Origin of the sequence: Streptococcus mitis (assembly GCF_009496155.1) — a bacterium.
GTDB classification, from domain to species: domain Bacteria; phylum Bacillota; class Bacilli; order Lactobacillales; family Streptococcaceae; genus Streptococcus; species Streptococcus mitis_BQ.
Genome location: NZ_WIJP01000004.1, coordinates 95,204 through 114,854, shown reverse-complemented (window position 1 = coordinate 114,854; position 19,651 = coordinate 95,204). Strand labels below are relative to the sequence as shown.

At 40.8% G+C, this 19,651-nt stretch carries 20 protein-coding genes, 2 pseudogenes and 1 other annotated feature; of the genes and pseudogenes, 5 read left to right on the top strand and 17 right to left on the bottom strand.

Going from position 1 to position 19,651, the window contains the following annotated elements; translation table 11 throughout:
* Positions 1-2 precede the first annotated feature (2 nt).
* The 9 genes from yabA to GEZ84_RS03640 form a co-directional block, all read right to left on the bottom strand.
* Positions 3-320 carry a DNA replication initiation control protein YabA gene (gene yabA / locus GEZ84_RS03680; protein ID WP_000358228.1) on the bottom strand — a complete coding sequence of 106 codons (318 nt, stop codon included), beginning with the start codon at positions 318-320 and terminating at the stop codon, positions 3-5.
* 39 nt (positions 321-359) lie between these two features.
* On the bottom strand, positions 360-1,250 hold the full coding sequence (locus tag GEZ84_RS03675) for a DNA polymerase III subunit delta' (protein ID WP_153223526.1): 891 nt from the start codon (positions 1,248-1,250) through the stop codon (positions 360-362).
* Positions 1,247-1,885 carry a dTMP kinase gene (gene tmk / locus GEZ84_RS03670; protein WP_153223525.1) on the bottom strand — a complete coding sequence of 213 codons (639 nt, stop codon included), beginning with the start codon at positions 1,883-1,885 and terminating at the stop codon, positions 1,247-1,249. The genes GEZ84_RS03675 and tmk overlap by 4 nt, the downstream gene beginning before the upstream one ends.
* A 113-nt stretch (positions 1,886-1,998) precedes the next feature.
* The gene (proC, locus tag GEZ84_RS03665) at positions 1,999-2,796 is read right to left on the bottom strand and encodes a pyrroline-5-carboxylate reductase (protein WP_153223524.1); all 798 of its coding nucleotides are present in this window, start codon (positions 2,794-2,796) and stop codon (positions 1,999-2,001) included.
* A 3-nt stretch (positions 2,797-2,799) separates the two neighbouring features.
* A complete protein-coding gene (locus GEZ84_RS03660; RefSeq protein ID WP_153223523.1) occupies positions 2,800-4,062 on the bottom strand; it encodes a glutamate-5-semialdehyde dehydrogenase in 1,263 nt (420 codons plus the stop codon).
* A 9-nt stretch (positions 4,063-4,071) separates the two neighbouring features.
* On the bottom strand, positions 4,072-5,181 hold the full coding sequence (gene proB, locus GEZ84_RS03655) for a glutamate 5-kinase (protein WP_228113011.1): 1,110 nt from the start codon (positions 5,179-5,181) through the stop codon (positions 4,072-4,074).
* A 109-nt stretch (positions 5,182-5,290) separates the two neighbouring features.
* Positions 5,291-6,181 carry an RluA family pseudouridine synthase gene (locus GEZ84_RS03650; RefSeq protein ID WP_153223521.1) on the bottom strand — a complete coding sequence of 297 codons (891 nt, stop codon included), beginning with the start codon at positions 6,179-6,181 and terminating at the stop codon, positions 5,291-5,293.
* Complete coding sequence (lspA, locus tag GEZ84_RS03645) at positions 6,171-6,632, bottom strand: signal peptidase II (protein WP_153223520.1); 462 nt, start codon at positions 6,630-6,632, stop codon at positions 6,171-6,173. The genes GEZ84_RS03650 and lspA overlap by 11 nt, the downstream gene beginning before the upstream one ends.
* On the bottom strand, positions 6,629-7,537 hold the full coding sequence (locus GEZ84_RS03640; protein ID WP_001025694.1) for a LysR family transcriptional regulator: 909 nt from the start codon (positions 7,535-7,537) through the stop codon (positions 6,629-6,631). Before GEZ84_RS03640 ends, lspA begins: the two co-directional genes overlap by 4 nt.
* Between GEZ84_RS03640 and GEZ84_RS10815 the strand changes: the two are divergent.
* Positions 7,530-7,604: pseudogene (locus GEZ84_RS10815) on the top strand (AraC family transcriptional regulator); the annotation flags it as partial. The gene GEZ84_RS03640 and the pseudogene GEZ84_RS10815 overlap by 8 nt on opposite strands.
* Before the next feature lie 159 nt (positions 7,605-7,763).
* Here GEZ84_RS10815 and GEZ84_RS03635 read toward each other — a convergent pair.
* The 5 genes from GEZ84_RS03635 to GEZ84_RS03615 all read right to left on the bottom strand — a co-directional run bounded on the left by GEZ84_RS03635 (position 7,764) and on the right by GEZ84_RS03615 (position 10,359).
* The gene (locus tag GEZ84_RS03635) at positions 7,764-8,057 is read right to left on the bottom strand and encodes a DUF5301 domain-containing protein (RefSeq protein ID WP_319946414.1); all 294 of its coding nucleotides are present in this window, start codon (positions 8,055-8,057) and stop codon (positions 7,764-7,766) included.
* Between the two features lie 431 nt (positions 8,058-8,488).
* Positions 8,489-8,782, bottom strand: a complete 294-nt coding sequence (gene rpmA / locus GEZ84_RS03630) for a 50S ribosomal protein L27 (protein ID WP_000916509.1) — start codon at positions 8,780-8,782, stop codon at positions 8,489-8,491.
* 16 nt (positions 8,783-8,798) lie between these two features.
* A complete protein-coding gene (locus GEZ84_RS03625; RefSeq protein WP_000613694.1) occupies positions 8,799-9,143 on the bottom strand; it encodes a ribosomal-processing cysteine protease Prp in 345 nt (114 codons plus the stop codon).
* Positions 9,144-9,158: 15 nt separating this feature from the next.
* Positions 9,159-9,473 carry a 50S ribosomal protein L21 gene (gene rplU / locus GEZ84_RS03620; RefSeq protein WP_000109141.1) on the bottom strand — a complete coding sequence of 105 codons (315 nt, stop codon included), beginning with the start codon at positions 9,471-9,473 and terminating at the stop codon, positions 9,159-9,161.
* Between the two features lie 35 nt (positions 9,474-9,508).
* Positions 9,509-9,596, bottom strand: a sequence feature (ribosomal protein L21 leader region).
* Positions 9,597-9,654: 58 nt separating this feature from the next.
* The gene (locus GEZ84_RS03615; RefSeq protein WP_153223519.1) at positions 9,655-10,359 is read right to left on the bottom strand and encodes a YoaK family protein; all 705 of its coding nucleotides are present in this window, start codon (positions 10,357-10,359) and stop codon (positions 9,655-9,657) included.
* Positions 10,360-10,500: 141 nt separating this feature from the next.
* On the opposite strand from GEZ84_RS03615, the pseudogene GEZ84_RS03610 reads away from it, so the two are divergent.
* Positions 10,501-11,478 (top strand): annotated as a pseudogene (locus GEZ84_RS03610) (Gfo/Idh/MocA family protein).
* Positions 11,475-12,557, top strand: a complete 1,083-nt coding sequence (locus GEZ84_RS03605; protein ID WP_153223518.1) for a DEAD/DEAH box helicase — start codon at positions 11,475-11,477, stop codon at positions 12,555-12,557. The pseudogene GEZ84_RS03610 and the gene GEZ84_RS03605 overlap by 4 nt, the downstream one beginning before the upstream one ends.
* Before the next feature lie 151 nt (positions 12,558-12,708).
* Here GEZ84_RS03605 and tuf read toward each other — a convergent pair whose 3' ends face one another.
* On the bottom strand, positions 12,709-13,905 hold the full coding sequence (tuf, locus tag GEZ84_RS03600) for an elongation factor Tu (protein ID WP_001040724.1): 1,197 nt from the start codon (positions 13,903-13,905) through the stop codon (positions 12,709-12,711).
* A 246-nt stretch (positions 13,906-14,151) separates the two neighbouring features.
* On the opposite strand from tuf, the gene GEZ84_RS03595 reads away from it, so the two are divergent.
* Positions 14,152-15,318 (top strand): IS30 family transposase, encoded by a 1,167-nt coding sequence (locus GEZ84_RS03595; protein WP_153223517.1) that lies wholly within the window; start codon positions 14,152-14,154, stop codon positions 15,316-15,318.
* A gap of 232 nt (positions 15,319-15,550) precedes the next feature.
* On the opposite strand, the gene GEZ84_RS03590 is transcribed toward GEZ84_RS03595, so the two are convergent.
* Positions 15,551-16,660 (bottom strand): AI-2E family transporter, encoded by a 1,110-nt coding sequence (locus GEZ84_RS03590; protein ID WP_153223516.1) that lies wholly within the window; start codon positions 16,658-16,660, stop codon positions 15,551-15,553.
* 102 nt (positions 16,661-16,762) lie between these two features.
* Between GEZ84_RS03590 and pbp3 the strand changes: the two genes are divergently transcribed.
* Complete coding sequence (pbp3, locus tag GEZ84_RS03585) at positions 16,763-18,004, top strand: D-alanyl-D-alanine carboxypeptidase PBP3 (protein WP_153223515.1); 1,242 nt, start codon at positions 16,763-16,765, stop codon at positions 18,002-18,004.
* Between the two features lie 234 nt (positions 18,005-18,238).
* On the opposite strand, the gene sufB is transcribed toward pbp3, so the two are convergent.
* Positions 18,239-19,651, bottom strand: coding sequence for a Fe-S cluster assembly protein SufB (gene sufB / locus GEZ84_RS03580; RefSeq protein WP_153223547.1), 1,413 nt, complete (start codon positions 19,649-19,651; stop codon positions 18,239-18,241).

The following is a 19,651-nucleotide window of genomic DNA, read 5'->3' as shown; positions in this document are numbered from 1 at the left end:
GCCTACTCCCTGTATAACAACTCGTCACAGAACATACATTCCTCGTCCTGCTCTCGACGTTGTCCATAAAAATCATTACATACATGAAATCCATCACGGTAAATGCGACGAACACTTTCACGAACATGCTTAGCCTTGACAGGAGCATCTGCTTCCACCTCACCCAAGCGTTCGCGCAACTTACTATTTTCCAAGCGAAGAGCTGTATTTTCCTCTACCAGGCTCTTGAGATTTTTCTTGATGGCTTCCACATCAGCCAAGGTCACCAATAACTGTTGGGAAAAATCATCCAGCGCGTCAAATAATTCTTTTTTGTCCATAAACCAGCCCTTTCCTTTCTTTATCATTCATTTTTGAGTTTACATTTCTTTCAAGACCAGATATTCCATGGCATTTTGAAAGCTGACATTAGCCTGCCACATTTTTCTAGCTTCTAGCAAATCTTGTAGAATCGCCCGCACTCTTGCTTGTAGGAGATCTTGTCCACAGAGGACTTCAAGAATCCGTAAAACCTGATCTTGTTTTTCCTTATCATCTGCCATGCTAGCTAATTTAGCAACTTGCAAATAACTTTCTTTTTTCTTAGCTACTAACCAAGTCAGCAGGCGTTCACTTTCATCAACCAAGGTCCAAAAACTTGACTGATTGGCTAACTTTTCTGCTTCAGCTCGCGATTGACTAAACTGGGCTAAAAAAGTTGCTTTTTTCTTAACCAGTCCCATTTGTTCTAAGAGCAAGATGAGTTGTTCTTCTTGTTTTTTAAAGTGAAAAATTTGCGTCCGACTTCGGATGGTCGGTAAAATCTTTTCTTCATCGCTTGTCAAGAAGAAAATGTAGACCTCACTCTGAGGTTCTTCAATAACCTTGAGCAGAGAATTAGCTGCGTTAGGATGCATTTTCTCAGCTTGCTCGATAATAAAGACCTGTTGTTGGCTTTCAATCCCTGCTTGAGAAAACTGCCCCACCAATTCTCGAATCCGTTCTGTCTTAATGACCTGATTGACTGGCTTAATCAAAGTGACATCGGGAAATTCTCCCTGTTCAATCAGTTTACAATTTCGGCATTTCTCACATGGCAACACACCTACTTTATCTGTACAAAAAAGGCTCTTAGCTAAAAATTGAGCCATTTCCAAGCTTCCAAAGAAACCTGAAAAGAGGTAGGCGTGATTGAGCTGGTCTTGTTCTAGGATACGGACAAAGCGGTCAAACTGTTCTGGCTGCCAAGCCTTTAATTCTTCTTGTTTCATTTAGCCAAGCCCATTCTGTCAAACAAGACAGCCTTGGTAGTTTCCACAACCTGCTCCAAAGGGAGACTAGCATCAATCTTTACAATGCGATTTCCCTCTTTTTCCAGAAGAGAAAGGTAGCCTTGACGAACTTTTTTATGCAAGTCCAACCCTTCCAAGTCCAAACGATTGACCTCGCGATTGCTATTAGCAACAATACGAGCCAGTCCTTCTTCCACCTCAATATCAAAATAGAGTGTCAAATTGGGTTTAAGGCCATCTGTCGCAAACTGATTGAGCCAATCAATGGCGTCAATATCCAAGCCACGACCAAATCCCTGATATGCAAGAGAACTATCGATGAAGCGGTCCATAATGACCAACTTGCCAGCTTCAAGGGCAGGAAGAACTTTTTCCACCAAGTGCTGTCTGCGACTAGCAATATAAAGAAGCAACTCTGTCTTCGCATCCATCTGAGTATGACTTGGATCCAAAATTACTTCCCGAATCTTCTCCCCAATCAAGACTCCGCCAGGTTCACGGGTCGTCAGCACCTCTACCCCCTTTTCCTCTAAAATTGGTAGCAAAGCCTCTAAAACACTGGTCTTGCCTGCTCCCTCTGGTCCCTCAAGAGAGACTAAAAATCCTTTTGACATATCTAACTCATTTCTTTTTTACTACTTCTATTCTATCAAAAAAATAGGGGTTTGTGACAATCTTTTTGTCTTCTCATTTCAACCACCATAAAAGAGGCAGACAAAGCCACCTCTTATTTACCTAGTTCTTGTGTTCGTTTGTAGGCTTGATGAACTGCATCCATGACCGTTCCTCGAAAAGCATGTGCTTCTAGGCTTGCTACACCAGCGATAGTCGAACCGCCTGGGCTACAAACTTGGTCTTTCAATACTCCAGGATGTTGCTGACTTTCAAGAACCAATTGCCCAGCTCCTACCACAGTTTGGGCTGCCATTTTCAGTGCTATTTCTCGTGGCAATCCTGTCTGAACACCCGCATCTGCCAAGGCCTCAATAAAGAGATAGACAAAAGCTGGGCCACAGCCTGCAAGACCTGTCGCTGCATCGATTAAGCCTTCCCCAAGTTCAACCAAGAGACCAGCCTTGGCTAACAGCTGACAAAAGAGTTCACTGTCCTCAGCCCTGCAATTAGGGGACAAGGCATAACTAATCACTCCTTGACCAATAGAAGCAGGGGTATTTGGCATCATTCGAATAATTCTGTGTTGGCTTGGTAAGAGACTAGCGAGTTTTTCCAAGGTCAATCCAGCTGCCATAGAAATCAAAAGAAGACTTTCTCGTTTTTCAAGGATAGTCTGGTATTGAGAAAGCAAGTCTGAGAACTGTGCAGGCTTTACTCCTAGAAAAATCACATCTGCTTCTGCAAAAATTTCTTCGTTGCTGGAAGCCTGACCACCAAAGTCTGCAATGAAAGCATCCACCTTGGCTTGACTACGATTGGCAAGAAGAAGGTCATCACCCGTCTTAGCATGTAAAACAGCCTTGGCCAAGCTAGCACCCATATTTCCCAAACCGATAAATCCAATCTTCATCTCTTACTCCCTTATCTGCCCGTCACCAGTAACCACATACTTGTAGCTAGCCAACTCTTTCAAGCCCATGGGACCACGCGCGTGCAGTTTCTGAGTAGAAATTCCCATTTCACATCCAAGACCAAATTGACCTCCATCTGTGAAACGAGTTGAGGCATTGACATAGACAGCTGCAGAGTCCACTTGATCTGTAAAGTAAACCGCAGCTTCAGCATTTTCCGTCACAATGGCATCCGAATGATGGGTACTGTGGGCTTCAATATGGGCAACCGCTTCTTCTAAACTGCTCACAACCTTAACAGCTAGGACATAGTCTAAAAACTCAGTGTCAAAGTCTTGTGCTTCAGCAGTTTGGCCTGAAACAAACTGACTTGCTTTGCTATCCAAGCGGAATTGAATTGGTTCCAACCCAGCTTCTTTTCGATCGACAACTAGCACTTGCTCCAAACGAGGAAGGAAGCTTGCTGCCTTGTCTTCATGAACAAGCAGAACCTCCATGGCATTACAAACAGAAGGACGACTGGTTTTAGCATTATTGATGATAGACAGAGCCTTGTCTTCATCTGCATCCTTATCCACATAAACATGGACAATCCCAGTCCCTGTCTCAATAACAGGTACGATCGCATTCTCAACCACGGCATTAATCAAGCCAGCTCCTCCACGAGGGATGAGAAGGTCTAGATAACCCTTTGCCTTCATCATGGCATAGCTACTTTCTCGACTGGTATCTTCCACCAGTTGAATCACATCTGGGTGAATAGTAGTCGTCTCCAAGCCCTTCTTCAAAGCTGTGACAATGGCATGGGCTGTTTGATAGGCATCCTTACCGCTACGAAGAACAACCGCATTCCCACTCTTGAGAGCCAGAGCAACCGCATCAGACGTCACATTTGGACGGCTTTCATAGATAATACCGATAACGCCCATAGCCACACGTTTTTTGGTGATAACTAAGCCATTTTCAAGCTGACTGGTTTCTAAAACTTCACCGATTGGATCTGGTAAAGCAACCACTTCACGAATACCAGTTGCCATCGCTTCTATACGACCTGCATCCAAATAAAGACGATCCAGCATCACATCTGAGATTTTACCCTTGGCCGCTGCCATATCGAGAGCATTGGCCGCTAAAATCTCCTCAGTAGCAGCCACTAAGTAATCAGCCATGGCTAGCAGGGCTTGGTTTTTCACGACTTCACTAGCTGTGTTGATCGATTTTTTAACAGCCTGTATCTGTTCAAATTGTTCTTGTGTACTTACCATAGTTTACCTCTAAAATTCTGTAAAGAGTAGTTGGATTTCAGGAGTAATGGAAATCCAGTCATCACGGTGAATCAGGACACCCTTGGCTTTTTGAGAACGCAACATATCCTCCAAAGCAGATGCCCCAAATTGCACGCGCCCTTTTCCAAGTGATTTTCCACTTTCCTTGTCAAATACTGTCACGATATCACCGTAAGAAAAGGCGCCTTCCGCTTCAACAACACCAGATAAAAGGAGACTCTTGCCATGTTGAGAGAGAGCTTCTGCAGCCCCTTTATCAACCCAAATAGAACCTTGACTCTGAGCATAAAAGGCCAGCCATTGTTTCTGGGTACGAAGTCCCTTCTCTTGAGCAACAAAGTAGGAACCATCCTTGGTCTCCTCAGCTGCCTCAATCATGGCATCTGACTTCAAGGATGAGCAGATATAAACAGGAACTCCTGATTCCGTCGCAATCGTAGCTGCTTTGATTTTGGTTAACATGCCACCTGTACCATTAGACGAACCTGCTCCACCGGCCATATCAATAATCTCACGATTGATGGTCTCAATTCGCTCCAGGCGTTTGGCTCTTGGATCTGAATTAGGATTTCCAGTATAAAGACCGTCTACGTCTGTCAAGAGGACCAAAAGGTCTGCTTGGACCATGGCTGCAACCTGTGCACTAAGAGTGTCATTGTCCCCAACTTTGAGTTCATCAATGACGACACTGTCATTCTCGTTGATGATAGGAATCGCTCCACGGCTAAGTAGAACTGACAAAGCCTGATGGGCATTTTTATAACGGCGCTTATCCACAAAGTCATCCTGGGTCAGCAAGATTTGTGCAGAAACGATTTGGCGCAAGAGAAGATTAGTCGTGTATTCTTCCAACAAGAGCCCTTGCCCTACCGCTGCTGAAGCCTGTTTATCAGCAATCTTGGTCGGACGCTTTTTAAATCCTAAGGCCCCAAAACCAGCCGCAATGGCACCTGACGATACCAAAATCAATTCATGACCAGCCTCGTGCAACATAGCCAACTGCTGGGTAATAGCCTTTACCTTACTACGTGATAAACTTCCATCCTCATTCGTCAGAGAAGAAGTCCCCACCTTAAAGACAATCCGTTTGTATTTCATAGTCTCACTCCGATTCTTCATATTTATCCATTATAACATGAATAGCAGGAAATAGAAAAGAGTTGATAGGAAAAAGGTCGAGACAAGCTATCTCAACCTTTTATCACATCTAATTCTTTCTCAATCTCTCCAAAGTTTCCTTAAAAATCTCTGGGATATCTGCTGTAAATTCCAAGGTCTCACCTGTTCTCGGATGAGTAAAACCTAGCGTCTTGGCATGGAGAAATTGTCCATACCCCTTAAGTGTCTTGCGAGGACCATAGACTTCATCACCAGCGACTGGATGGCCGATATAAGCCATGTGAACACGGATTTGATGGGTACGCCCTGTCTCCAGTTGTAACTCTACCAAGCTATAATCACCAAAGCGTTCTAAAATGTGGAAACGAGTTACCGCAGGCTTACCTTTGGCAGTCACAGCCTGTTTCTTACGATCTTTTTCACTACGACCAATCGGCGCTTCAATCACACCGCGATCATTAGGCAAATTTCCATGAACAATCGCCCAATATTTTCGAAGAGACTTTTTATCCTTAAGTTCTTGAGCAAGTGCTAGATGCGCCTCATCGTTTTTAGCAATCATGAGAAGACCTGACGTATCCTTATCAATACGGTGAACAATGCCTGGGCGTAGAACCCCATTGATACCCGACAAGTCCTTAATATGGTACATAAGGGCATTTACTAGGGTCCCACTAGTATGACCAGCACTCGGATGCACAACCATCCCCTGAGGCTTGTTAACGACAGCCACATCATCATCTTGGTAGATGATTTCTAGCGGAAGATTCTCAGCTACATACTCTAAAACCTCTGGTTCTGGCACATGGTAAGTGACGACATCGCCCTCTTGAACTGTGTATTTAGCTTTCTTGACTTGGCCATTGACCAAGACCTGACCTGATTTGATTTGTTCATTCGCGAGACTGCGTGATAATTCTGTCAAATCCGACAGAGCCTTATCCAAACGCAGGCCACCAGTTTCAATTTTAATTTCCATTTATTTCCTCTTTTAGCATTGCAATTAATAAAATAATCACCCCAACAGTCAAATAGCTATCTGCAACATTGAAAATTGCAAAATTAATAAAGTCAAGGTGGAACATATCCACAACAAAGCCCTGACTGATCCTGTCAATAAAATTTCCAAAACCACCTGCAATAATCAAAGTCAAACCCAAGACCAGCCAGAGTGAGTTCTCCATGTGTTTATGTAAATACCAAATGGCACCTACCACAACAACCAGAGTAATCACAGCGAATAACAACTGCTGATCTTGTAAGATAGAAAAGGCTGCACCTCGATTTTGTAGGTAGGTCAAGCTAACAAAATTGGGAATCCAAGAGCGCACTTCACCCAGTGGAATCTGCTGGACGATATAGGATTTTACCAACTGATCCAGCCCAATCAAAAGCAGTACAATGACTGCCACTATTCCTCTTTTTTTCATGATTTCCTCTTCTGATTAAAATATTCTTGCATGACTTCTACAAATAGAGTCCCAGCTTGACTCAGCTCCACTTCTTCACGTTTAACATAGACCATGCGATTATCTAGGTTATCCTTGAGACGAATAACTGTAATCCCATTAACACTATCACTATCCAAAAATCCAGAACCTGTAGCATAAGCGTCCGTCCGCTCCAAAATACCATTCAAAGTAGCACGGTCTGTCACATTGAACATCTGTGAGCTTGCACTTGTATCAACAAAGTTCTCCGAATAATAAAGGTACTCGTCTTTCTCTTGAGTGAAACGAACCGTTGGTAGATCCGCTAAATCCTCCATGACCAGTTCCTCTTTCTGAGCCAAAGGATGCCCTTCACGAAGATAAATATGGGTATGAAAGGGAATTAATTCAATGACCTCTAGGCCTAGCTTTTCAACCCGTTGCATAATCCCTTTTTTATTTTGATTATTGAGGTAGATAATCCCAATCTCACTATGCCCTTGAGCTACTTCGTCTAAGATTTGAACAGTAGTCGATTCAAAAATACGGAAGTTCTTATAGTCAGGATAGCGCTCTGAAAAGGCTGTAATAGTTGGTGGCAAGAAATCATAGTGCTGACTAGCAATGGAAAATTCATCCTTTTCTTCCTCAGGATTGGCATACTGATTTTGAAAAATATCAAATCCTTTAACCAATTCTTGCGCTTTTTCATAGAATTCCATACCACGACGAGTCAAGAAAGTCCCTGAGCTAGTCCGACGGAAAATCTTAAATCCCAATTCTTTTTCCAAATCACGAACAGAAATGGACAGACTCGGCTGACTAACATACATCTTTTCAGCAGCTTCACGGAAAGTACCACTATTGGCAATGGCAACAACATAGCGTAATTGTTGAATGTTCATCTTCTACCCCCAACTTCTTTATTTTTTCATTATACCATATTTTAGAAGTTTTCCAAAAAGGAAAAAAGTCAGGAAATTTTCAATGCTCAATGAATACTCTAATACTCCAATACAAGAATTAGAATGATATCTTTTTTCAGTCCTCATTTTATTTCAAACAAATAAAAACAGCAAATCTTGTTGATTTACCGTTTCAAACTTGACACAAATTCGATTTACCATAAATTTATGAAAAAGCCTCTTCAATCCTATTAGCTATATCTGGACTTACCTCCCAAATCCCAACATAAGGTTGTTCAATATACTGTTTTTCTTTTATAGTATATAGATAGGCTACACTATCCTTTTCTTCATTCTGATGAATGAATTTGATAATGATGTAATCTTTATCATTTGTCGGTTGAACATTGAAACTCTCAAAAGTTGTAGATTTGGACTGTTTCTGCATCTCCTTAATCAATTTTGAAATTTCTTCCCTCTTGGTCATTGTTTTAACATTTTCAGAGAGTTTTTTCTGAATAGAAATTACAGAGATTGTCTCAGGTTCAGGAAGAATCAGTTTTTCTTACTGACACAAGCAGATAGAACAAGAAAAGAGATTGAACAGACTATTATGGCAAAAAGCTTTTTCATACAGGTTCACATCCTTTCCATATTCCTGCTTCCTTACTTAGATACATTCATAATATCAAACCTTAGCAATTTTTACAATATCTTATTCCCTTATAAAATTCATGACTGTAAAAGCTCTACATTCAACTATTTTTTCATTGTAAAATAAAGTAACCGACAAATTCGCTTCTTACATAGGTTTTTAAAATATGGGTATCAGCATGGGTATCAAAATAAAAAAATAGGCTCTCCGAAAACTCGGAAAGCCTTATTTATGCTATTTCAGCATCCTCGCCTTTACATTTCAAGGCTCGGGATAAAAAGATTCACTGAATCTTTTTATTTAGCGATTGGGTAAACAGAAACTTGTTTTTTATCGCGTCCTTTACGTTCAAAGCGTACTACACCTTCAACTTTAGCGAACAAAGTATCGTCTCCACCACGTCCAACGTTTACACCTGGATAAATGTGTGTACCACGTTGACGGTAAAGGATTGATCCACCTGTTACAGTTTGTCCGTCAGCTGCTTTAGCTCCAAGACGTTTTGCTTGTGAATCACGTCCGTTTGATGTAGAACCTCCACCTTTTTTGTGGGCGAAAAGTTGCAAGTTGTTAAGAGTCATTTTTAACATAATGTTTTCCTCCGTGTTAGTTTTCTGTGATAACTCTGGTTTGGACGAACTCAGAAGAGTTCTCCGATAAGTTTGCCATACCTAAGAAAAATGATTCAAAGAATAACTGGGTCATTTCTCTCTGGTGTGAAGGAAGATCTTTTGGAATTTCAACCATCAGATAGCCACCTTCATCTTCGTTTAATTCTAGGATTGGTTCATAGCCTGCAAATTTCTCAATAGAATTGATAAAGTTAATGGCAAGCGTAGAAACCGATGCACACACGACATCAAAGCCGTATTCGCCACTCTCGGCGTGTCCAGTAATTTCCGCACTCCTCAGCTCGCCATCTTCGGCTCTCTCAAAGACTGCTTGTATCATGTGTTCTCCTTAAAATTAAGCGTTGATTGCGTTGATGACAACTTTTGTATATGGTTGACGGTGACCTTGTTTACGGTGGCTACCTTTTTTAGGTTTGTACTTGTAAGTAACAACTTTCTTTTGTTTTCCTTGTTTTTCAACAGTTCCAACTACAGTAGCTCCAGCAACAAGTGGAGTTCCGACAACAGTGTTTTCACCACCAACAAGAACAACTTCGTTAAAAGTAACTTCTTGACCAGCTTCAACGTTCAATTTTTCAACGTAAACTGCTTGACCAACTTCAACTTTAACTTGTTTTCCGCCAGTTTTGATAATTGCGTATGTGCTCATTATGCACCTCCTATGATTTTTATGGGTTTCCCCGAATTTTTGTGAAGACTCGCCTAGCATCGTGGGACGAACCACTTAAACTTGAATAATCAAGCAACGATGTTCGTGCGGTTGCACAGGAACGTGCATAGTCAACTCTTCAAGTATAGCATATCTCCTATTTTCTTACAAGTAATAACACCTAAAATGAAGCTTTTTCTTTTACTTTTTTCTGCAGCTTGGCAAAAAGCATGCTAGAATAAAAAATACTCATCATAATAGGAACACCAAGAATGGTCTTTTCACGATAGAAAATCGTCAAATAGGCTGAAAAGACAACGCCAAGGACAAAACTACCAAGCAGGCTAACAAATATGAACCCTTCACGCAAAAAAGGAGTGTGCTTGGTCCGGAAATAATCTCCGAAAGCCAGCATGGTCCGTTTGATATTTCCTGTCATAAAGGCATTATTATAAGCAATACCCGACACTTCTCCAAAAGCAGTTGTCACCAGCCCCATACAGAAGGCCAAGGGCGGTACTAGATAAATATTATCTACAGTCTGCGGCACAAAACCAATAACTATTGATAATATTGCCAAAGGAATCAGCGACAGAATCGGTTTTTTCACAATTCTCAATTTTTCCTTATAAACAGTTAATAAAAAGACTCCCATCATAAAAGCTAGCAAGGTGAGAACCTTGTCCCTAACATCTGAAACATTATTTTGAATTAATTCTACTGAAAGAAAGACAACATTCCCAGTTTGTCCAGCTACAAGAGTATTCCCTCGCACAATAAAAGTATAGGCATCTACATAACCTGCACAAAACGTCAAAAAAAGCGCTAGCCTCTTAGACTGACGTGATATTTTTCTTATCGGTAATAACCTCATTTTCCCTCCCATTTTATTTACTTATCTCACTATTGTATCACTTTCTTTGGAAAAGACCTAGTAGCTTATTTGAAATTTTTTACCCGCTGTTGGATAGTCCCGTCTATCTATGTTATAATGAAAGAAGGATTTGAAATCGGAAAAGGAGTATCTATGCTTAAATTAGGTGTCATCGGAACAGGAGCTATCAGCCACCACTTTATAGAAGCAGCCCATACCATCGGAGAATACCAGCTGATCGCAGTCTATTCTAGAAAGTTAGAAACCGCAGCAACCTTTGCTTCTAGCTATCAGGATATCCAACTCTTTGAACAATTAGAGGACTTCTTCAAGAGCTCCTTTGATGTTGTCTATATTGCCAGTCCAAACTCCTTGCATTTTGCTCAGGCAAAAGATGCCTTGTCTGCAGGTAAACACGTCATTCTTGAAAAGCCAGCTGTCACTCAGCCACAAGAATGGCTGGATTTGATTCAAACAGCTAAGTAAAATCACTGTTTTATCTTCGAAGCAGCTCGTAATTACCACGAGGAAGCTTTTACTACTATCAAAAACTTTTTAGCAGACAAGCAAATTTTAGGGGCAGATTTCAACTATGCCAAGTATTCTTCCAAAATGCCTAACTTGTTGGCTGGGGAGATACCAAATGTCTTCTCAGATCGTTTTGCTGGCGGTGCTCTCATGGATTTGGGTATTTATCCTCTCTACGCTGCTGTTCGTCTTTTTGGGAATGCTGAGGACGCGACCTACATGGCTCAACAGCTTGACAATAGCATGGACCTGAATGGAGACGGAATCCTCTTTTACCCTGATTTTCAAGTTCATATCAAGGCTGGGAAAAACATCACTTCCAATCTCCCTTGCGAGATTTATACGACAGATGGTACCTTGACCCTCAACACCACCGAGCATGTTCGCTCAGCTATTTTTACCGACCACAAAGGAAATCAAATTCAGCTTCCTATTCAACAGGACCCTCATACGATGACTGAGGAAATCGCTGCATTTGCACACATGATCCAACAACCAGATCTGAATCTCTACCAAACTTGGCTGGAAGATGCAAGTTCAGTTCATGAGCTACTATATACCATGCGCCAGACTGCTGGCATTAGATTTGAGGCAGAAAAATGAAAACTAAACTACCTACTGAATGGCAAGAATTGAGCAACCAACTCGGTTTCCAGGAATTCACCCCCATTCAAACTCAACTATTTGAGCCCCTTCTTGCTGGAGAAAATCTCTTAGGAGTAAGCCCAACAGGAACAGGCAAGACCTTAGCTTATCTCCTACCAAGTCTTCTCAGACTACAAAAGAAAAAAGCCCAACAACTCTTGATTCTAGCACCTAATACTGAGCTTGCTGGACAGATTTTTGATGTGTGTAAAACGTGGGCAGAAGCTATCGGCTTGACTACTCAGCTCTTCTTATCAGGTTCAAGTCAGAAACGACAAATTGAACGCCTTAAAAAGGGACCAGAAATTCTGATTGGAACCCCTGGTCGTATCTTTGAGTTGATTAAATTGAAAAAAATCAAGATGATGAATGTGGAAACCATCATCCTGGATGAATTCGACCAGTTGCTAGACGATTCTCAAATTCATTTTGTCGAGAAAATCACTCACTACGCACCTCGTGACCACCAACTGGTCTACATGAGTGCGACGACAAAGTTTGACCAAGAAAAAATTGCGCCTAACACGCACACCATTGATCTCTCTGACCAAAAGTTAGACAACATCCAACATTTCTATATGCAAGTAGACCAACGTCACAGAGTGGATATGCTACGAAAACTAGCTCATGTTGAAGATTTCCGCGGTCTGGTCTTCTTTAACAGCCTATCAGACCTTGGAAGCGCAGAAGAGAAATTACAGTATCGTGATATCTTGGCTGTTTCTCTAGCTAGTGATGTCAATGTCAAATTTAGAAAAGTCATCTTAGAAAAGTTTAAAGATAAGCAACTAACCCTGCTTCTTGCAACAGACCTTCTGGCACGTGGAATTGATATCGATAGCCTAGAATGTGTCGTAAACTTTGATGTTCCTAGAGATAGCGAGACCTACACTCACCGTGCTGGCCGTACTGGCCGTATGGGCAAGGAAGGTTATGTTATTACTCTCGTAACCCATCCTGAAGAACTCAAAAAACTTAAGAAGTTTGAAAGTGTCCGTGAAATTGTCCTAAAAAATCAAGAACTCTATATCAAATAAAGTCCACCTTTGCTCTATGCCCATCTAGTGTATAGGGCTTTTTTATGTACAATTCTTAAATTTTAGTTCAATATTCAAAAAAAGAACCTTGCAAAGCAAGGTTCTTTTAGTGTCTGACTTAAATAATTGTTCTTCTGGGAACTAAATCGAATTAAGCTTCGATTTCTGTAACCATACCTGAACCAACAGTACGTCCACCCTCACGGATAGAGAATGTAGTACCTTGTTCTACGGCGATTGGGTGGATCAACTCAACGTCGATTGTCACGTTATCACCAGGCATTACCATTTCAGTACCTGCTGGAAGTTCGATTGAACCTGTAACGTCAGTAGTACGGAAGTAGAATTGTGGACGGTAGTTGTTGAAGAATGGAGTGTGACGTCCACCTTCTTCTTTAGTAAGGATGTAAACTTCACCTTTGAATTTAGTGTGTGGGTTGATTGAACCTGGTTTAGCGATAACTTGTCCACGTTCGATTTCATCACGTTGAACACCACGAAGAAGGACACCTACGTTATCTCCAGCAAGACCTTCGTCAAGTTGTTTACGGAACATTTCAACACCAGTAACAACTGCTTTTTGAGTTTCTTCTTTGATACCAACGATTTCAATTTCGTCGTTGACTTTAACGATACCACGGTCGATACGTCCTGAAGCAACTGTACCACGTCCAGTGATTGAGAATACGTCTTCGACTGGAAGAAGCAATGGTTTGTCAGTGTCACGTTCTGGTTCTGGGATGTACTCATCAACTGTGTTCATCAATTCCATAACGATGTCTTCGTATTTAGAGTCACCTTCAAGGGCTTTAAGAGCTGAACCTTGGATAACTGGAAGATCGTCACCTGGGAAGTCGTATTCTGACAATAGGTCACGGATTTCCATTTCAACCAATTCAAGCAATTCTTCGTCGTCAACCAAGTCAACTTTGTTCATGAAGACGATAAGGTGTTTAACACCAACCTGACGTGAAAGAAGGATGTGCTCACGAGTTTGTGGCATTGGTCCGTCAGTTGAAGCTACTACAAGGATAGCTCCGTCCATTTGAGCGGCACCAGTGATCATGTTTTTAACGTAGTCCGCGTGTCCTGGAGCGTCGATGTGAGCGTAGTGACGTTTTTCAGTTTCGTACTCAACGTGTGCAGTGTTGATAGTGATACCGCGTTCGCGTTCTTCTGGAGCAGCATCGATAGACGCATAGTCTTTAGGTTGGTTAACTGATGAAGGCAAGCGACGTGCCAAAACAGTTGTGATAGCTGCAGTTAGGGTAGTTTTACCGTGGTCAACGTGTCCGATAGTACCAATGTTAACGTGTGGTTTACTACGATCGTATTTTTCTTTTGCCATTTGAGTAAAAGCCTCCAATAAAATATATTTTATAGATAGACAGTAGGCAATACAGTCTAACTTTCCTTACTATTTTATCAAATTTCAGCTAAATTGCAAGTGTTTTACAAAGTTTTTGTGAATTATTCTTAATCGGTAACTTTTCAAAGTAACTTCCACTTGCCCAATCGAAGTGGAAATTAGTCTAAAACGGATTTTTATGGTGGAATTAAGTGTGAGACGTTTGAGTTAGAAATGAGGTCCACTATGACAAAACATAAACACCTTACCCTTTCAGACCGTAATGATATCCAATTAGGCTTAGAGCGCGGGGAAACCTTCAAAGCTATTGGACAATCCATTCTAAAAGACCCGACTACTGTATCCAAAGAAGTGAAACGAAACAGACAAGTCCGAGAGTCTACATGCGATAACCTTCCTTGCCCTCTACTCGATAAGGCTCCCTTTGTCTGTAATGGATGCCCTAAAAGAAGACAGAATTGTGGCTATAAGAAGATTTTATACCTCGCTAAACAAGCTCAAAAACAGTACGAACAAACTCTTGTTGAATCTCGTGAAGGGACTCCCCTTAATTCCAAGACCTTCTGGGACATGGACAAAGTCATTTCTGATGGTGTTAAAAAGGGACAACACATCTATCATATCCTCAAAACCCATAACCTCGATGTCAGTTCCTCAACTGTCTATCGACATATCCGAAAAGGATACCTATCTATCGCTCCTATTGACCTATCCAGAGCCGTTAAATTCAAAGAAAGACGGAAAAGTAAACTACCTTCCATCCCTAAAGAAGCTAAAAAAGGCCGTTCCTATGAGGATTTCCAAAACTATTTAGTCCTTAAGAAACTAGACTCTTGGCTGGAAATGGACACAGTTCTGGGGAGGATGGGAGGTAAAGTCCTACTCACCTTCAATTTATCTTTCTGTAACTTTATCTTCGCTAGGCTTCTGGATAATAAAACTGCTCTTGAGGTTACCAAACACCTCTATGATATCAAGAACACTCTTCATGAAGCTGACAAAGACTTCTTCCTACTCTTTCCTGTCATCCTCACAGATAATGGTGGAGAGTTTGCCAGGGTTGATGACATCGAAATGGATGTTCGAGGAGAGAGTAAACTCTTCTTTTGTGACCCTAATCGCTCTGACCAGAAAGGGAGAATTGAGAAAAATCACACGCTAATTCGCGACATTCTACCTAAAGGAACTTCTTTTGACAACTTAACTCAAGAGGACATCAATCTCGTTTGTTCGCATGTCAACAGTGTCAAACGGGCTGCTTTGAATGGAAAGTCAGCCTATGAACTTTTTGCCTTTACTTATGGAGAAGAGATTCCTAAGCTTCTCGGTATTTCTAAAATACCTGCAGAAGATGTCTGCCAGTCTTCTACATTACTCCAACATAAAATCTAAAAACTAACCTAAACCCCCATTCAAACGTCTCACACTAACTTCCACCATAGCGGAACTTAATCTGAAACGCTTTCAGATGAGGGGATTTTGTGCGCTCTTTTTTTCGATGCCTTTCGGCTACAAAAGCGATGAAATCAAGCATTTACCATTATTCTTAATCTGCTAATCTAAACGGCACTTCCACTCCTATCACTTGCCTAAATAAAAAGAAAAATCAGGAATTTCCTGACTTTTACTTGGCTAGTTCTCTTTCTCGTTCTTTCATTATTTTATGATTTTCATACAAGCGAGATAAGAACTTAGAAATCTCTTTTAAGATAGAATAGGTTGGTACAGCGACAATCATGCCAATGACACCATAGATATTGCTTGATAACAAAAGTAATACTAAAATCGTAATTGGATGAACCTTCATTACCCCACCTACGATTCGAGGGTAGAGGATATTTCCATCCACTTGTTGAATGATTAGCATGTAAACAACTGCAATTAGCATTCTATGAGGATCCGTAAAGACATTGGCAATAATCATCGGAATCAGACCAATACTTGGTCCTACATAAGGAATGAGATTGGCCAAGCCTGAAAAGATGGCGAAGACCAAAGCGTATTTTAAACCGATCACGCTATATCCGATAAAAGCCAAACAACCGATAATAATCGCATCAATGGCGACTCCACTAATATAGCGAGCAATTGTCGCATTCAAATTTTTTAAGAGGCCTGCAATATGCAACTTATCTCTCTTTAAAACAGTACGTTCCAGCATCGGTAAAAACTTGTGACCATCTAACAAAAAATAAACCAAAAACACAGGTGTCATGATAATAATTAAAATAGTACTAAAAAGAGCTGATAGGATACTTCCGACACTATTCGTAACGCTATTTAGGATATTTTGTAAAATATCTACATAAGAAAGATTTAACTGTTGAATAGTCGATTGAATATCTAAATTTTGAAAGGCTGGATAAGTAGATAAATCCACAATCAAATCTTGCAAACGACTGTAGATTGTCTGACTTGTTGCTATCAAACTGGTCAACTGATTAATCAAAATTGGTAAGAGATAGACTACCCCAATAACTAGCCCCCAAACCAAGGCACACAAAGTTAGTAGAATACCAATGATACGATTAATTTTGAAATACTTTTGTAAAAAACTAACAAAGGGATTTGTTAAATAATATAAAAAACTACCTAGAAGAAAGGGAATCATTATGGTGTTTGCGACACTTACAAAGGGCGTTATAATCCCACCCATCTGTCTCCATAAATAAAAGATGATGGTTAATAGTAAAATCTCACTGGTCCAAAAAAATAATTTATTCTTACGAAACATGAGGTACCTCCATTCATCTATTTTACCACACTTTCAAAAAAGCTTCTTTATTCTATCATGAAACTGGGAATATTTTTTTCTTTATGTTAGAATAAACTTACTATGAAAAAAATCATTTTATCTCTACTAAGCTTATCTGTGATTGGGTCAGCATCTACTGTTGCTGCTCAAGATTTTAATATTGCCGCAAAACATGCCATTGCTGTTGAAGCAAATACTGGAAAAATACTTTATGAAAAAGATGCAACTCAGCCAGTCGAAATCGCTTCAATCACAAAATTGATTACAGTTTATCTTGTCTATGAAGCCTTGGAAAACGGCAGTATTACACTATCAACTCCTGTAGATATTTCTGATTATCCTTACAGATTAACGACAAATTCCGAAGCAAGCAACGTCCCTATGGAGGCTCGTAATTATACCGTCGAGCAGCTACTGGAAGCAACACTAGTATCTAGTGCTAACAGTGCAGCCATTGCTCTATCTGAGAAAATTGCTGGCTCAGAGAAAGATTTCGTCGATATGATGCGCGCTAAACTCCTGGAATGGGGAATTCAGGATGCCACTGTTGTCAATACGACAGGTCTTAACAATGAGACTCTAGGGGATAACATTTACCCAGGTTCTAAAAAAGATGAAGAAAATAAGCTTAGTGCTTATGATGTCGCTATCGTTGCTCGTAACCTCATCAAAAAGTACCCACAAGTCTTAGAAATCACCAAAAAACCTTCTTCTACTTTTGCTGGAATGACAATCACTTCGACCAACTACATGTTAGAAGGAATGCCTGCTCATCGAGGAGGCTTTGACGGACTGAAGACAGGAACGACAGACAAAGCTGGTGAATCTTTTGTTGGTACTACTGTCGAGAAAGGAATGAGGGTTATTACAGTTGTTTTGAATGCAGACCATCAAGACAATAATCCTTACGCTCGTTTCACAGCTACATCTTCCCTAATGGATTATATTTCTTCTACATTCACACTTCGCAAAATCGTTCAAAAAGGCGATGCCTATCAAGATAGCAAAGTCCCTGTACAAGACGGAAAAGAAGATACAGTCACTGCTGTTGCCAAAGATGATATCTCTCTAATTGAACGTGTTGGAGGTCAATCTTCCCAATCTGTTCAATTCACACCTGATTCCAAAGCAATCCCAGCAACACTTGAAGCTGGAACAGTGGTTGGCCATTTAACTTATGAAGACAAGGACTTGATTGGTCAAGGTTACATTACTACAGAACGTCCTAGTTTCGAAATGCTAGCAGAAAAGAAAGTTGAAAAAGCCTTCTTCTTAAAAGTTTGGTGGAATCAGTTTATCCGTTTCATCAACGAAAAATTATAAAAAAATCGCGATTTTAAACCGCGATTTTTTGTTATAAGTTCTTCTTCAAAGTACTTGACTTTGGGTAAATCTAATACTCAATGAAAATCAAAGAGCAAACTAGTATGCTAGCCGCAGGTTGCTCAAAACACATTTTTGAAGTTGTGGATAGAACTGACGAAGTCAGTAACATATATACGGCAAGGCGAAACTGACATGGTTTGAAGAGATTTTCGAAGAGTATAAAATCAAATTTTACCCAACTGATCCTTCCATCTCATAGCTAATCAAGCGGTTCAGCTCAACAGCATACTCCATTGGAAGTTCTTTTGTAAAGGGTTCTACAAATCCCATGACAATCATCTCAGTTGCCTCAGATTCTGACAATCCACGGCTCATGAGGTAATAGAGTTGCTCTTCTGAAATCTTAGATACCTTAGCTTCGTGTTCCAAAGCGACTTGTGAGTTGTGAATTTCATTAAATGGAATAGTATCTGATGCTGACAAGTCATCCATGATAATGGTGTCACACTCGATGTGAGAAACAGATTTCTTAGAGTTCTTGTTAAAGGTGACCTGTCCACGGTAGTCAACCTTTCCTCCGCTTTTAGCGATGGATTTAGACACGATAGACGAGCTTGTATGTGGTGCGTTGTGGATCATCTTAGCACCCGTATCTTGGTGTTGCCCAGCATTGGCAAAGGCAATAGAAAGCATGGTACCACGCGCCCCTTCTCCATCTAGGTAAACAGATGGGTATTTCATAGTTGTTTTGGCACCTAAGTTTCCATCAATCCACTCAACAGTGGCATCCTTTTGAGCCTTAGCGCGTTTGGTTACCAAGTTATAGACGTTATCAGACCAGTTTTGGATGGTCGTATAGCGCATATAAGCTCCATCCAAGGCAAAGATTTCTACGATGGCAGCATGCAAGCTGTTACTTGAATAAGTTGGCGCTGTACATCCTTCAACGTAGTGGACACTTGCTCCCTCATCAACGATAATCAAGGTACGTTCAAACTGACCAGTATTTTCGTTGTTGATACGGAAGTAAGTTTGAAGAGGAATATCTACCTTGACCCCTTTTGGTACGTAGATAAAGGTTCCACCTGACCATACTGCTGAGTTGAGGGCAGCCAACTTGTTATCTGTTGGCGGTACCAACTTCGCAAAGTATTGTTTAAACAAGTCTGGGTATTCCTTGAGGGCAGAATCCGTATCTGTAAAGATAATCCCCAATTTCTGGAACTCTTCCTTCATGTTGTGGTAAACCACTTCTGACTCGTACTGGGCAGAAGCTCCCGCTAGATAGGCACGCTCAGCTTCAGGAATTCCGATACGTTCAAAGGTTTCTTTGATTTTTTCAGGAACGTCATCCCAAGAACGGGCTGGCTTATCAGATGGTTTTTGGTAATAAATCAGGTCATCAAAGTCAATCTCTGACAAGTCTGCTCCCCAAGTTTGCATGGGCATTTTTTTGAAGGTTTCATAAGACTTCAAACGGAACTCTAACATCCACTCAGGTTCTCCCTTTGCAGCTGATAGTTCACGAATGACATCTTCATTCAATCCTTTTCCTGTCGATAGGACAGGCTCTACATCATCATGGAAACCAAATTTATATTCACCAAGGTCAATTGGTTTTGGTTCTACTCTTTCTTCAGCCAT

Coding starts and splice junctions, on each gene's coding strand:
- lspA (WP_153223520.1), bottom strand. CDS start 6,632: ATGAAAAAAAGAGGAATAGTGGCAGTCATTGTACTGCTTTTGATTGGG.
- GEZ84_RS03675 (WP_153223526.1), bottom strand. CDS start 1,250: ATGAAACAAGAAGAATTAAAGGCTTGGCAGCCAGAACAGTTTGACCGC.
- pbp3 (WP_153223515.1), top strand. CDS start 16,763: ATGAAAAAAATCATTTTATCTCTACTAAGCTTATCTGTGATTGGGTCA.
- proB (WP_228113011.1), bottom strand. CDS start 5,181: ATGAAATACAAACGGATTGTCTTTAAGGTGGGGACTTCTTCTCTGACG.
- GEZ84_RS03660 (WP_153223523.1), bottom strand. CDS start 4,062: ATGGTAAGTACACAAGAACAATTTGAACAGATACAGGCTGTTAAAAAA.
- yabA (WP_000358228.1), bottom strand. CDS start 320: ATGGACAAAAAAGAATTATTTGACGCGCTGGATGATTTTTCCCAACAG.
- rpmA (WP_000916509.1), bottom strand. CDS start 8,782: ATGTTAAAAATGACTCTTAACAACTTGCAACTTTTCGCCCACAAAAAA.
- sufB (WP_153223547.1), bottom strand. CDS start 19,651: ATGGCTGAAGAAAGAGTAGAACCAAAACCAATTGACCTTGGTGAATAT.
- GEZ84_RS03590 (WP_153223516.1), bottom strand. CDS start 16,660: ATGTTTCGTAAGAATAAATTATTTTTTTGGACCAGTGAGATTTTACTA.
- tuf (WP_001040724.1), bottom strand. CDS start 13,905: ATGGCAAAAGAAAAATACGATCGTAGTAAACCACACGTTAACATTGGT.
- GEZ84_RS03625 (WP_000613694.1), bottom strand. CDS start 9,143: ATGATACAAGCAGTCTTTGAGAGAGCCGAAGATGGCGAGCTGAGGAGT.
- GEZ84_RS03650 (WP_153223521.1), bottom strand. CDS start 6,181: ATGGAAATTAAAATTGAAACTGGTGGCCTGCGTTTGGATAAGGCTCTG.
- proC (WP_153223524.1), bottom strand. CDS start 2,796: ATGAAGATTGGATTTATCGGTTTGGGAAATATGGGTGCTAGCTTGGCC.
- GEZ84_RS03605 (WP_153223518.1), top strand. CDS start 11,475: ATGAAAACTAAACTACCTACTGAATGGCAAGAATTGAGCAACCAACTC.
- tmk (WP_153223525.1), bottom strand. CDS start 1,885: ATGTCAAAAGGATTTTTAGTCTCTCTTGAGGGACCAGAGGGAGCAGGC.
- GEZ84_RS03640 (WP_001025694.1), bottom strand. CDS start 7,537: ATGAACATTCAACAATTACGCTATGTTGTTGCCATTGCCAATAGTGGT.
- GEZ84_RS03595 (WP_153223517.1), top strand. CDS start 14,152: ATGACAAAACATAAACACCTTACCCTTTCAGACCGTAATGATATCCAA.
- rplU (WP_000109141.1), bottom strand. CDS start 9,473: ATGAGCACATACGCAATTATCAAAACTGGCGGAAAACAAGTTAAAGTT.
- GEZ84_RS03615 (WP_153223519.1), bottom strand. CDS start 10,359: ATGGGAGGGAAAATGAGGTTATTACCGATAAGAAAAATATCACGTCAG.